At 43.8% G+C, this 13,828-nt stretch carries 13 protein-coding genes; 9 read left to right on the plus strand and 4 right to left on the minus strand.

What is annotated here, in order from left to right; all coding sequences use genetic code 11:
* The first annotated feature begins 123 nt into the window (after window positions 1–123).
* From I6E38_RS06605 to I6E38_RS06620, 4 genes are all read left to right on the plus strand, one after another.
* On the plus strand, window positions 124–678 hold the full coding sequence (locus I6E38_RS06605; RefSeq protein WP_235393206.1) for a hypothetical protein: 555 nt from the start codon (window positions 124–126) through the stop codon (window positions 676–678).
* 88 nt (window positions 679–766) lie between these two features.
* Window positions 767–1,186: a single-stranded DNA-binding protein gene (locus I6E38_RS06610; RefSeq protein ID WP_235393207.1), complete on the plus strand. Its 420-nt coding sequence runs from the start codon at window positions 767–769 to the stop codon at window positions 1,184–1,186.
* A gap of 13 nt (window positions 1,187–1,199) precedes the next feature.
* Entirely contained in the window at window positions 1,200–2,549 is a 1,350-nt protein-coding gene (gldE, locus tag I6E38_RS06615; protein ID WP_475595048.1) for a gliding motility-associated protein GldE, read from the plus strand.
* Window positions 2,550–2,576: 27 nt separating this feature from the next.
* Entirely contained in the window at window positions 2,577–3,230 is a 654-nt protein-coding gene (locus I6E38_RS06620; RefSeq protein WP_235393208.1) for a 4'-phosphopantetheinyl transferase family protein, read from the plus strand.
* Between the two features lie 91 nt (window positions 3,231–3,321).
* On the opposite strand, the gene I6E38_RS06625 is transcribed toward I6E38_RS06620, so the two are convergent.
* From I6E38_RS06625 to I6E38_RS06635, 3 genes are all read right to left on the minus strand, one after another.
* The gene (locus I6E38_RS06625; RefSeq protein WP_235393209.1) at window positions 3,322–4,362 is read right to left on the minus strand and encodes a DUF6057 family protein; all 1,041 of its coding nucleotides are present in this window, start codon (window positions 4,360–4,362) and stop codon (window positions 3,322–3,324) included.
* 113 nt (window positions 4,363–4,475) lie between these two features.
* Entirely contained in the window at window positions 4,476–6,530 is a 2,055-nt protein-coding gene (locus tag I6E38_RS06630) for an alpha amylase C-terminal domain-containing protein (RefSeq protein WP_235393210.1), read from the minus strand.
* Between the two features lie 22 nt (window positions 6,531–6,552).
* A complete protein-coding gene (locus tag I6E38_RS06635; protein ID WP_235393211.1) occupies window positions 6,553–7,668 on the minus strand; it encodes a phosphatidylinositol-4-phosphate 5-kinase in 1,116 nt (371 codons plus the stop codon).
* Between the two features lie 140 nt (window positions 7,669–7,808).
* Here I6E38_RS06635 and I6E38_RS06640 point away from each other — a divergent pair, with 140 nt between their 5' ends.
* Window positions 7,809–9,134: a YihY/virulence factor BrkB family protein gene (locus I6E38_RS06640; protein ID WP_235393212.1), complete on the plus strand. Its 1,326-nt coding sequence runs from the start codon at window positions 7,809–7,811 to the stop codon at window positions 9,132–9,134.
* A gap of 129 nt (window positions 9,135–9,263) precedes the next feature.
* On the opposite strand, the gene I6E38_RS06645 is transcribed toward I6E38_RS06640, so the two are convergent.
* The gene (locus I6E38_RS06645; RefSeq protein ID WP_374690002.1) at window positions 9,264–10,091 is read right to left on the minus strand and encodes a DUF5715 family protein; all 828 of its coding nucleotides are present in this window, start codon (window positions 10,089–10,091) and stop codon (window positions 9,264–9,266) included.
* Window positions 10,092–10,225: 134 nt separating this feature from the next.
* Here I6E38_RS06645 and I6E38_RS06650 point away from each other — a divergent pair, with 134 nt between their 5' ends.
* From I6E38_RS06650 to I6E38_RS06665, 4 genes are all read left to right on the plus strand, one after another.
* Complete coding sequence (locus I6E38_RS06650) at window positions 10,226–11,203, plus strand: PhoH family protein (RefSeq protein ID WP_235393213.1); 978 nt, start codon at window positions 10,226–10,228, stop codon at window positions 11,201–11,203.
* A 26-nt stretch (window positions 11,204–11,229) separates the two neighbouring features.
* Complete coding sequence (locus I6E38_RS06655; protein ID WP_235393214.1) at window positions 11,230–12,180, plus strand: phosphoribosylaminoimidazolesuccinocarboxamide synthase; 951 nt, start codon at window positions 11,230–11,232, stop codon at window positions 12,178–12,180.
* Between the two features lie 105 nt (window positions 12,181–12,285).
* Complete coding sequence (ubiE, locus tag I6E38_RS06660) at window positions 12,286–13,023, plus strand: bifunctional demethylmenaquinone methyltransferase/2-methoxy-6-polyprenyl-1,4-benzoquinol methylase UbiE (RefSeq protein WP_235393215.1); 738 nt, start codon at window positions 12,286–12,288, stop codon at window positions 13,021–13,023.
* Between the two features lie 36 nt (window positions 13,024–13,059).
* The gene (locus I6E38_RS06665; protein WP_235393216.1) at window positions 13,060–13,812 is read left to right on the plus strand and encodes a shikimate dehydrogenase family protein; all 753 of its coding nucleotides are present in this window, start codon (window positions 13,060–13,062) and stop codon (window positions 13,810–13,812) included.
* Window positions 13,813–13,828: the final 16 nt, after the last annotated feature.

The raw sequence follows: 13,828 nt of genomic DNA on the forward strand, positions 1-13,828 counted from the left end.
AATAGCTCAGTTGGTAGAGCACAACCTTGCCAAGGTTGGGGTCGCGAGTTCAAGTCTCGTTTGCCGCTCTTCTTTTAAAAGATTTTTAAATCAGTATTTTTTTGAAGAACAAAACAGAATTCAATGAACTTATACTTAAGATATTTTGACAAGGAGACGTTAGTAACAAACGTTGAAGATGCATTGGATTTTTTGCGTTCAATCCAGGAAATTGGAATGAATGCAAACCTTGAAGCTGATGTTAGAGAATATGCCAACAGCGATGTCTATTACCCCAAAAGATACAAAATAAGACCACGCGTATACTTTATTATTATCAAGACAACGGCAGCAACCATGCTTGACTTCAAGCAGAAGAAAGCTCTACATCCGGCTCCACATAACAATGCAGCAGCAGAAAAGCATGATATGGCTTCGGTAGTGGCCTCACGCCTCAACGAGGAACGTCCGGGATGGTACGAAGGCGAACTGGACTTCAAGCGCGTAGTATTGATTCCAGCAACAGGCAAGCACGAATATCGTGACACACACTTTGTGGTACGATGCAAAGCCAATTCGGGACAAGACTGCTACAACCGCATTGTAGAGCATCTGCGCGACCGTGTGGACAACCGTTCACAGTTCCCGTCAGCCAAAGGAAAGAACTTCCACTACAAGTATCTTGGTATGTGGAAATAAAACATATTGAATAATTATGTCATAGGATGTCGCTCAAAACACGGCATCCTATGTTTGGTTTATCCTATAACAACAAAAACAGACTATCATGAATAAAGTAATGCTTATAGGAAACGTTGGAAAAGAACCCGACGTGAAATATTATGATGCCGACCAGGCTGTAGCACAATTCCCTTTAGCTACGACAGAACGAGGATATGTGTTGCAAAACGGCACACGTGTGCCTGACCGAACAGACTGGCACAATATTGTAATGTGGAGAGATCTTGCAAAAATAGCAGAAAGATATGTCCACAAAGGCGACAAGATATACGTTGAAGGCAGAATACGATACAGATATTACGATGACAAAAAAGGCCAACGTAGATTTATAGCAGAGATATATGCCGACAACATGGAACTGCTTACACCAAAACAGGTCTCAGCAACGGTACAGAACGAACAAACAAAAGAAAACACACGTACTAACATAAAAGAAGACGTGAACAACGACACGTTACCATTCTAATATATAAACAATTGTGGAAACATACTTAAGATTCATTTCCGATTCACTCTCCGATGTCTACCTTGTAGCTCCAACTACGGGCGTATTAATATGTATTGTACTGACCATGATACTTATGGCAATGTCGGCATTTGCAAGTGGTTCGGAAATAGCCTTCTTCAGTCTGTCGCCATCCGACTTGGCTGAATTGAATGCACAGAAATCATCAAGCGACAGCAATATACTGAATTTACGTGAGGACAGCGAGCGCACGCTAGCAACAATCCTTATCACTAACAATTTCGTTAATGTAACGATTATCATGCTGTGCAACTATATCTTCGGCAATATCGTTCATTTCGGAGAGAAGGCGTATTGGCTGCAATTCCTGTCGCTTACCGTAATGTTGACTTTTCTGCTTCTGCTCTTTGGCGAGATTATGCCCAAGGTGTACAGCCGTCAGGACCCGCTCAATTTCTGCCGCAAAGCTGTAAAGGGTGTATGTATATGCAGAAAGATATTTTGGCCTATAGAGAACATTCTACTGCGTAGTGGCGTAATTGCCGAGAAGGTAGTACAGAAAGAAAAGCACGTTTTGAGTGTTGACGACCTGGAACACGCTCTTGAGCTGACCGACAAGAACGACATCAAGGACGAGCAAAGCATGCTTAAGGGCATTATCCGATTTGGCGATGAAACTGCCAAGGAGGTGATGACAAGCCGACAAGACATAGTAGGACTTGATATAAAATCGAACTATACAGAAGTGTTGAACTGTATTGTTGAGAACAACTACAGCCGAATTCCAGTTTACCAGGATAACGGTGACAACATTCGAGGTATATTATACATTAAGGATTTGTTGCCCCATTTGACAAAGCCCGCAAGTTTCCGTTGGCAGAGCCTGATGCGTCCTCCTTATTTTGTTCCTGAAACAAAGAAGATTGACGACCTGATGCGCGAATTCCAAGAGAATAAGATACACATCGCTATTGTTGTAGATGAGTTCGGAGGAACAAGCGGTTTGATTACACTGGAAGACATTCTCGAAGAAATTGTAGGTGAAATCAACGATGAGTATGACGAAGAAAACAAGCTGTACAGTAAGTTGAACTACAATACATATATATTCGAAGGCAAGACTTTGCTGACTGATTTCTGCAAGACATTGAACATCAACGATGAGGAATTTGCAGACGTAGAGGGTGATGCCGACACGCTTGCAGGATTGCTACTGGAAATAAAAGGCGACTTCCTTAGCATCCACGAGAAGATTGATTTCAAGAACTATACATTCGAAATTGTAGGCATAGAAGAACGCCGCATCAGCAGAATTAAAGTCACAATACACGAGAAGAAAGAAGAAGACTCTGAAGAGAAATAATCTTTGGGAGAAACAAGAATGTAGACTATGCCTCTATTATATATTGAGAAAATTGACGATAATACGCAGTTGGGAGCTTGGTTATTTGACAAAAGCACTAACCTAAAGGACGTTTGCCCGTCTGATGTGTACAACCGAACAATGACAATGTGCAATAATCGCCAGAAAGAAACAGCTGCTGTCTATGCATTGCTGAACGAAATGCTCGGCAGAGGCGGTTGGACTATTGATCACGAAGACTCGGGAAGACCAATACTAAGAGGCTCAGACATGGAAATAGGCATTAGCCACACCAAGAACTATGCAAGTATAATCTTATCGCGACACAAACGTGTAGCTGTCGACATAGAATATATAAGCGACAGGATATTTAAGATTGAAGACAAATTCATGCGTAGTGACGAACGTGATTACAGTCTGACACTCTGCAATAATATAAAAATCTCTGACAACACTCACATTAACAAGGCATATATACTGCTGCTATTCTGGTGTGCTAAGGAAACGGTGTACAAATACTATTCGGACGAACATCTGGCGCTACACGACATAATGATTGAAAGAATAACAGAAAGCAACAAATACGAAGGCTGTATTAGATGCAAGAACACATTGAACGGAGAAACTCAAACGTTAATCTATAAAGTCAACGACAATACAGTCTTGACATACTTAGTATAAATCGAAAGCGGTTCAGAACCGAATGATTAATGTCATTCTGATTCTGAACCGCTTTCGTTTTATAATTATAATAAGTTCACATCACGTATAATCAGTACATATAATAATACCAATAGGTATTGCCATAAGTATCGCGCAAAGCCGTCTGTCGCTCACGGGCATCGGCTATCGACTTCTCCAGTTTCTGCATATCCTCAAAATCGGCATCCAAGACATTGTCATGATAAACGATACAAGGATTGGAATGTAAATGGGTATACAGAATCAAAGCCTCTTTATAATGCTTGGGCAACTTAACAGAGTCGTTCACCTCATAATACTTGGTGATATTGTGTGCAAAAGCATCGAGCTTCTTATCCATAAGGTAAGCGCACAATTGATAATCGATAGTACGACGATTGAGACGCTTATGCCTACGCTGATAGTCAAGATAATGCATGGTGGACATTCGTTGCAGATAAGCGTTGCCAAGATAGGCGTAGAAGGTAGTATCGGCAAGCAATCCAAAACCTACGTTATTGCCATTGGGCATTAGCGAAGCGGAACCGCCCTTCAATGGGAATTCGAACAATCTTTCAGCCAAAAGCCCTTTTCGCGAAAGAGTGTAAGCAGTAAGCATTGTCAGATTCTCATCAGCATCAGAGTGCTGCTGCAATGTACGCAAAGCTTCGTCAACATCATTATCTACCAAACATTGTTCTACATGTATACGGTCATGGAATACTCTATCAGAATTGCCCCATCCACATACAAATAGCATCATAAGCAGCATGACACTCAAACTAACCCACAACTGACGTGTCTGGTCCATGAAAACATGACTATACTTTTCGACCATGCCAGATGTATTCAACAGCCAAACAACTACAAAATACGATATAAGACATAAAGGCAATACGTATCCACCCCAGCCAAACTCAATAAAGCCATTACTGGCTACGCCCGACTGGCTTACATCCGTAATCATTGCAAGCAACAATGTAGATGGAATGAACGTAAAAGCCCATGCCAACCGCATGCGCTGAAACAAACGGACAACACCCACTTGAATGAGGAGCAGTACTATTGTTATTAGTACCGCTCCTACAAAGTGATTGTAATGGGTTTGTCCTTCCGACAACACGTGCTGCATAATTGTCATCAAATCTGCCTGATAGTAATACAGGTAGAAAAACGAAAACAATGCAAAGACAAATGTACACAACACGTGTGTCAAAGTATCCTGACTATACTTTACCCTATTCATTAATTTCTTTTTAATACTACAGCCGAACGTGCAGGAATGTAAAGCTTCAGCCATTCCTTGCGGTCGTTCATATACAACGGATCGTAATTGGTGAAATGGGTGATTGAATCATCAGCAAGACCGTTACCACCAAAGTCCTTTGAATCTGTATTCAGAACAACATCGTACGAGCCTGTAGGAACAAGGAATCCATAGTCAACGAACGATTGTGTCGGACTGAAGTTGAATACGAACACCAAGTCACCACGCATATAAGCGAGTATCTGGTCAGAATCGTTGTGCCAAATCTCTACTACCGGCTTGTTCTGAATATTCTTCTCAAGCTTGAGCGTTGACAACATTGCCTTATCAAAATCGCCAAGATAATGATAGTCAAGTTCGGGGTTGTCTACAAGATTCCACTGACGACGCGCATACTTATGGCTCCATCCGTTGCCCTCACGCGGGAAGTCGATCCATTCCGGATGACCGAATTCATTGCCCATAAAGTTGAGATAACCGCCATTGATGGTAGACGCTGTAACGAGACGTATCATCTTGTGCAAGGCAATACCTCTATTGGCGCGGTCGTTCTCGTCGCCTTTACGGAAGTGCCAGTACATATCGGCATCAATAAGGCGGAAGATAATGGTCTTGTCGCCCACAAGAGCCTGGTCGTGGCTTTCGCAATAGCTAATGGTACGTTCGTCGGAACGGCGGTTTGTAACCTCCCAGAATATAGAGCTTGGCTTCCAAGCTTCATCCGGAAGTTCCTTGATTGTCTTGATCCAATAATCAGGGATGTTCATTGCCATACGATAGTCGAAACCGTAGCCACCAACGGTAAACTTGGCAGCAAGACCTGGCATACCGCTAACTTCCTCAGCAATAGTTATAGCATTAGGATTAACCTCATGTATAAGGAGATTGGCAAGTGTCAGATAGCAGATGGCATTATCGTCCTGATGTCCGTTGAAGTAATCGCCGTAGTTGCAGAATGCCTCACCCAGACCGTGACTATAATAGAGCATTGAGGTTACGCCGTCGAAACGGAAACCGTCAAAATGGAATTCCTCAAGCCAATATTTGCAGTTTGAAAGGAGGAAATGAATAACCTCGTCCTTGCCATAGTCGAAGCATAATGAGTCCCAAGCCGGATGTTCATGCTTTTCGCCCGGATAGAAATACTGGTTGGGGTCGCCTGCAAGATTACCCAATCCCTCTATCTCGTTCTTCACTGCATGTGAATGTACAATATCCATGATAACAGCAATGCCGTCCTTATGAGCCTGGTCGATAAGAGCCTTCAGATCCTCTGGAGTACCGAAGCGTGAAGAAGCAGCAAAGAAACTGCTCACATGATATCCGAATGAGCCATAATACGGATGTTCCTGAATGGCCATAATCTGGATACAATTGTATCCGTCTTTCTTGATTCTTGGCAATACATTCTCACGGAATTCATTGTATGTACCTACCTTTTCCGCATCCTGAGCCATTCCGATATGGCACTCGTAGATGAGCAACGGCGACTTATTGGCCTTGAACTTAGTTTTCTTCCATTCATATGGTTCTGGATTCCATACCTGAGCCGAGAATATCTTTGTCTCCTCGTCCTGGACTACTCGTGTAGCCCAAGCCGGGATACGCTCGCCCATTCCGCCATCCCAATATACGTGCATCTTGAAGAGGTCGCCATGCTTTACTGCCTTCTCTGAGAGTTTCAGCTCCCAGTTGCCAGCCTCGTCAATACGCTTAGCGCTATAACGCTCGCTTTCGGTCCAACCGTTGAAATCGCCTACAAGATATATTGCGGTAGCATTAGGTGCCCATTCACGGAACACCCATCCACGTTTTGCCTTATGCAGTCCATAGTACTTATGTCCATTGGCAAAATCCGTGAGTTTTGTCTTTCCATTATTAGTCAGTGAGTTGAGTTTCCACAGGGCATGATCGTGACGTCCCTTTATAGCCTCTTCATAAGGCTCAAGGTAAGCATCGTTCTTCACCAATCCAATATGTTTAACTTTGGACTCTGAGTTTTTAGTCTGTGTTTTTTTTGATTTTAATGCCATAGCTATATAATTAGTACGTTAGTTAATCTTCAAATCTTTTGCCATTCTCATAATGACCACGTTTCAGTATCTGGCCATTACTGTCTTTCTCTACGAAATTACCGTCTCGTAGACCGTTGACATACGAACCTTCAAAACGCTTTCCGTCTTTATACTCTTCAATGGCAGCGCCATTGCGACGTCCGTCCTTATACATTCCCTTGAACTTTGAACCGTCAGAGAAGTGGATTATGACCTGTCCGTTCACCTTGCCATCCTTGAATTCGCCTTCAAATACGTCGCCATTCTTCTTGACAAGTTTGCCATGTCCATTTTGGCGGTCGCTCTTCCACATCCCTACATACATATCGCCATTTTTCCAAAGGAATGTGCCCATACCGTCCTTGTCGCCTTCGTTGAAATGACCGGTATACTTGTCACCGTTCTTGTACTTGAATATGCCTTCGCCAGTGCGCTCGCCCTGAACGTAATCGCCCTCATAGACATCGCCATTCTGGAAGCGGTATACACCCTTGCCGTTCTGTATGTCGTTAAGCCAATCACCAGTATACACGTCACCGTCGGCATACTTGTTAGTCCCCTTGCCCGAGCGCTGGTTGTTGAGCCACATGCCATCGTACGTTGTACCATCATTCCAAGCAAAGAATCCCTTACCCGACTTCTGGTCGTTGTTCCAGTTACCGTCGTAGTAGGCACCACTTGCAAATGTATATTTACCCTTGCCCTGACGCTTGTCTTTCTGCCAGTTGCCATCGTAAATATCACCATTATAATAGTACATCACACCATGTCCTTGCTGATAATCACGATACCACATTCCCTTGTATCGATTATTGTTCATAAACCAGAATGTACCAAAACCATGCTGCTGGTCTTGAAACCACTCGCCTTCATATTTCTCGCCATCAGAAAAGGTATAAATACCCTGTCCCTGACGCTTACCTTTGACATATTCTCCTTCAAAGATATCACCATTCTTGAAGACGGTACTGCCCTTGCCTTGTGGCTTTCCTGCCTGCATCTGTCCCTTGTACTGTCCACCATCATGAGTAATGCACGAGCCAAGAGTGATTTTTTGCGCAAATGAGCCAACAGAAAAGACAGACAAAAGCACAAATAAATATATAGATTTTTTCACTTTTATTCAATTTACAATTATTCTATGCCAAAATTATCAATTAAATATGAGACAGCAAAATGAATTTAGGATTTTTAGCGGAAATATTGCGAAATAAACATTAAATTTGCACAGTAAATTATACTATAATTACAACCGACATGCTTACAAAAGAAAAAATAAAGAAAATCCAACGATTTATAAGCATTGACATTTGGGGCATAAACCGTGAAAGCATCTCGCCTTTTAAATACTTCATGCTCTCAATTGCCAAAAGACTTATCCTTGCCATAGAGTTTACAACAGCAAGACGTATAACAAGTGCTGCGGCGGCACTCACCTACTCTACCCTACTGGCATTCGTTCCAATTTTGGCAGTAGTGTTTGCCATTGCCCGTGGCTTTGGATACAACAAATACATTGAGGAATGGTTTCGCGATTCCTTCTCAAGCCAGCCTCAAGCCGCCGAGACTATCATTGGCTTTGTCAACTCGTATCTTATACATACAAAAAGCGGTCTGTTCTTGGGAGTCGGCCTTATCTTCATGTTCTTCACGGTGATTATGCTTATCAGCAATATTGAGCAGACGTTCAATAACATTTGGCAGATAAAGAAACAGCGCAGCGTATTCCGCACCATTACCGACTACACGTCAATGTTCCTACTGGTGCCTATAACTATCGTAATAACCTCAGGTGTGAGCATCTTCTTCGCCACCATATTCAAGCAGATTGAAAACACCATGCTCATCGGTCCGCTCACACAATTCATACTGCAACTGATGCCTTATGTGCTCATGTCTGGCGTATTCATTGCCCTGTACGTATTCATGCCCAATACAAAGGTGAAACTCACTTGTGCCATTGCCCCTGGCATCTTAGCAGGTGTGGCAATGCAGGGATTACAGATATTCTACATTCATTCGCAGATTTGGGTGAGTTCATACAATGCCATATATGGCTCGTTTGCAGCCCTGCCGTTGTTTATGCTTTGGGTACAAATATCGTGGCTTATCTGTCTGTTCGGTGCCGAACTGTGCTATGCTACTCAGAATATGGAAGACTTCGCTTTCCGCACTAAAGCCGAGGACCTTAGCCATCGCTACAAGACATTGCTATGCCTGATATTGGCCAATCAGATATGCAAACAATTTGCCGAAGGAGGCAAACCTTACTCGGCGCTCGATCTTAAGCTACGCACCGGCATACCTATCCGCATCGTAAATGAATTGCTGTACGAACTGACACAGATAAACATCATAACCGAAATATCGAGCGGTGACAAGGGCGAGACTACTTATTACCAACCTGCCGAATGTCTGACACGACTGTCTGTAGGCACTCTTATAGACCGACTGGAAGCAAACGGTAAGTGGGCTTTGAGCATCGACTTGCGCAAACTGGCATCACCACAATGGAAGGAGGCCTATGCCAATCGTTCGAAATACCTCAACGCTCAGAGGAGTATTCTTGTAAAGGATTTGTAAAGCAGTACATTAGCACTCATAAAGTTGTACATTAGCACTCATAAAGTTATTCGATAGCCTTAATAAAGTTGCCCTTCTGCATTTCAAACAGAATACAATTTGAAATGCAGAAGGGCAACTTCTATTCTATCAGTTTACTGTTATGTGAAAACAGCCTTGTTTCACTTCATATTTCACCAAGCAACGTTTCTGCCGTCGCATGTCGTTGAGCACCTCGCTCAACACCCACTTCAGCGAATCGTTGCGCACCTGTCGGCGGCGCGGTCCCTGCGGGTCTTCCACCGTTTTGTAGCGGTTGTAGCAAACATCGAATGTCGTACCGTACAAGTGGCATGAATTCTCGGTAGCATTAGAATTGTGTCGGCGCAACTTCACCACGTCTGCCTTGCTGCGAAGCACCGATGTGACAATGATTTTATGGAGAGGAATCTGCTTGGTCTGCAAGCTGTCGAAAAACGCTCGTCCTATGTCCTGAAGCAATTCGGAAGCCGAAGGCACCAGATAAGGAATGCTGTTCTTCAGTCGGTCAACATGGAAAAACGGATTATTGCCCACATACACAAGTTCCGACTTTCGACGCTCGGCATCCTCGCGGTCGAGAACAGCCTTCACACCATGACGCTGTGCAGCCGCAAGCTGCACATCATTCTGATCGGGAAAAGTATTGCCAAAATGCGGTACACTGTAAATACGGTTTTTCACTGGCGTACCATCAGCATTAAAGAACAGCGACGGTCTGCCTATAGGTTTTATCTCGGCCACCGGAGCTGAAGTAATTTCATCCATTCCGTCAACAGCTACCGAATCAGCCACGGCATCAGTACTGACAGTATCTGCCGAAGCCACGGCAGCGCCATTACCAGCAGCACGGTCGATTGACGCACACCTGAAGATTGCAAGCAACACAACCGTAATGCCGAATATCTGAGTATAATTCTTCTTCGTTATTTTCATCATAATAAGTGCAAAGTTACACAAGAATGCAAATACTGCCAAAACAGAGGTAATTTATTTTTGGAAATAGTTGAGTTTTTTTTTTGAATTTGTACAAAAAAACGTACCTTTGCATCTAAAATAACATATTATAAATTTTGATAGAGAAACATATCATACTTGAAGACATAGACCCAGTAGTATTTTATGGTGTAGGCAACGGGCATCTGCAAATGATCAAGTCGCTCTACCCTAAGCTACGCATCGTGGCGCGTGACAATGTTATACGCGTTTTGGGCGATGAAGAGGAAATGGCTTCATTCGAGGAGAATATCGAGAAGATGCGCCGCCATGTGCTGAAATACAACAGCATAGGCGAAGAGGACATTCTCGACATCATAAAAGGCAAGCAGACAAAAGCAGACGGAGTAAAGGGCGTAATTGTCTACAACATATCCGGCAAGCCCATAAAATGCAAAAGCCAAAACCAGCAGCAATTAGTTGATGCTTTTGAAAAGAACGACATGGTTTTTGCAACCGGTCCTGCCGGAACGGGTAAGACTTACCTAAGTATAGCCCTCGCTGTAAGAGCCTTGAAAGAAAAAACGATACGCAAGATTATCCTTTCACGTCCTGCCGTTGAAGCCGGTGAAAAACTGGGATTTCTACCAGGCGACATGAAGGATAAGATTGACCCGTACCTTCAACCTCTGTACGATGCACTCGAAGACATGATTCCAGCAGTAAAGCTGCAGGACATGATTGAAAAGAACGTCATACAGATAGCTCCACTTGCATTCATGCGCGGTCGAACACTTAGCGATGCAGTAGTGATACTCGACGAGGCACAGAACACAACGCCGGCACAGCTCCGCATGTTCCTCACACGTATGGGTTGGAACACAAAGATGATTGTGACGGGCGACATGACACAGATAGACTTGCCACGCGGACAAAAGAGCGGACTGAAAGAGGCGCTCAGCATTTTGAAAGACGTGGAAGGTATTGGATTTGTGCCATTGGAGCAGAAGGACATCGTGCGCCACAAGCTCGTCACACGCATTGTCAACGCCTACGAGGCTTACGACAAGAGCAATGACGAAAAACGTGAGAGCACAACAAAGCAGGATTCATAAACAAATATAAATTTATATTAGAAAGTATGAAAGCACTTACACAAACTGATTTTCATTTTGAAGGACAGAAAAGCGTGTACCATGGTAAGGTGCGCGACGTATATGACATCAACGATGATGTCATAGTAATGGTAGCCACCGACAGAATTTCCGCTTTTGACGTGGTATTGCCCAAGGGCATTCCATTCAAGGGACAAGTATTGAACCAGATTGCAGCTAAGTTCCTTGATGCAACCACCGACATCTGCCCCAACTGGAAACTTGCTACTCCCGACCCTATGGTGACTGTAGGTCTGAAATGCGAGGGATTCCGCGTGGAAATGATTATCCGTTCTATTCTTACAGGTTCGGCTTGGCGTGCCTATAAGGAGGGATGCCGCGAGATTTGCGGCGTTAAGCTTCCTGAAGGAATGAAGGAGAACCAGCGTTTCCCTGAGCCAATCATCACTCCGACAACTAAGGCTGATGAGGGTCACGACCTCAATATCTCTAAGGAAGAAATCATCGCACAAGGTATTGTAAGTGCAGAGGACTATGCGGTAATGGAAGACTACACACGCCGTATTTTCCAGCGCGGTCAGGAAATGGCAGAAAAGCGCGGACTTATTCTTGTAGACACCAAGTACGAGTTCGGCAAGCGCGACGGCAAGGTTTACCTCATCGACGAAATCCATACTCCCGACTCAAGCCGCTACTTCTATGCCGACGGTTATGAGGAGAAGTTTGAGAAGGGTCTGCCGCAGAAGCAGCTCTCTAAGGAATTCGTACGCCAGTGGCTCATTGAACACAACTTCATGAATGAGCCTGGACAGGTTATGCCCGAAATCACCGACGAGTATGCAGAAAGCGTAAGCGACCGCTACATCGAGCTGTACGAGCACATCACTGGTGAGAAGTTTGACAAGACTGCAGAAGACGGCGACATTGCCACACGTATCGAAAAGAATGTAGCTTCATACCTCGCTACACGCAAGTAGTATAGGAAATGTTGGGTGATGAATGTTATCTAATGGGCTGACAATGAGGCTGACATAAATAACGTTCAACACCCAACATTTTTTGATTTCTGTAACACTGCAACAATGACATACAAACAGGAAAAGATAACCCCTTACAACAATACACAGGAAAAGGGAGAACAAGTGGAACAGATGTTTGACAACATCGCCCACTCCTACGACAAGCTCAACCACCGTCTGTCATGGAACATCGACAAGGCGTGGCGAAAGATGGCGCTTAACAGACTGAAACCGTTCAAGCCACAGCACATCCTTGACGTAGCTACCGGAACCGGCGACTTTGCCATTCAGGCTGCCACGATGTTAAACCCCAAGCAGGTTGTAGGAGCCGACATAAGTGAGGGGATGATGAATATCGGAAGACAGAAAGTCGAGAATCTCGGACTTAGCGACACGATATCATTCAGCAAAGAAGACTGCATGAATTTGTCTTTTCCCGAAGCCTCATTCGACGCTGTAATAGCAGCATTCGGAATACGCAACTTCCAGAATCTTGACAAGGGACTAGAGGAGATGCACCGAGTATTGAAAAAGGGAGGACATCTCTGCATATTGGAACTGACAACACCAGTGCACTTCCCCATGCGCCAACTGTTCAAGATCTACTCGCACACAATACTGCCATTATACGGCAGAATGATTTCGGGCGACAAGACTGCTTACTCATACCTAACAGCTACAATAGAAGCCTTCCCGCAAGGAGAAGTAATGGTAGGGATATTGAAAAAAGCAGGCTTTGCAGAAGCGTCATTCAAGAGGTTTACACTTGGCATCTGCACAATGTATTTTGCAACAAAGTAAAAACATCTATTTCATAACCATCTAAAAGTAGAATATATGGATAAGTATGGATTAATCGGATTTCCATTGGGCCACTCATTCTCGGTAAGTTTCTTTAACGAGAAATTTGCCAATGAGAACATCAACGCGCGCTACATAAACTTTGAAATTCCACAAATAGATGAACTGCCCGAGATTCTGGCTTCAAATCCAGAACTCAAAGGACTTAATGTAACTATTCCATACAAGCAGAAGGTCATAAGCTATCTTGATGATATAAGCCCTGAAGCTAAGTCAATTGGAGCAGTAAACGTTATTAGAATAACCCACAAGGGGAAAAATCCGATACTCAAAGGCTTTAACAGCGACGTGATAGGATTCACAAGAAGCATTGAGCCGATGCTGGAGAAAATCCACAAGAAAGCTCTTATATTAGGCACGGGCGGCGCATCAAAGGCTATAGAGTACGGATTGAAGACATTAGGATTGGAAACATTATTCGTAAGTCGGACAAAACGAGACGGATGCATAACATACGACGAAGTGACTCCTGAAATAATCAAGGAATACAACGTCATCGTCAACTGCACCCCGGTCGGCATGTATCCCAAGGCCGACTCATGTCCCAACCTGCCTTACGAAGCAATGGACAGCCACAACATTCTGTACGACCTGATTTACAATCCCGACGAAACATTATTCATGAAGAAGGGTGCAGAACATGGTGCTACGACCAAGAACGGACTGGAAATGCTATTGCTTCAAGCCTTTGCCAGCTGGGATTTCTGGAATGGCGAGGAGCAGCTATAATATATACATATTAAAT

Source organism: Leyella stercorea, from assembly GCF_021531355.1.
Taxonomy (GTDB): domain Bacteria; phylum Bacteroidota; class Bacteroidia; order Bacteroidales; family Bacteroidaceae; genus Prevotella.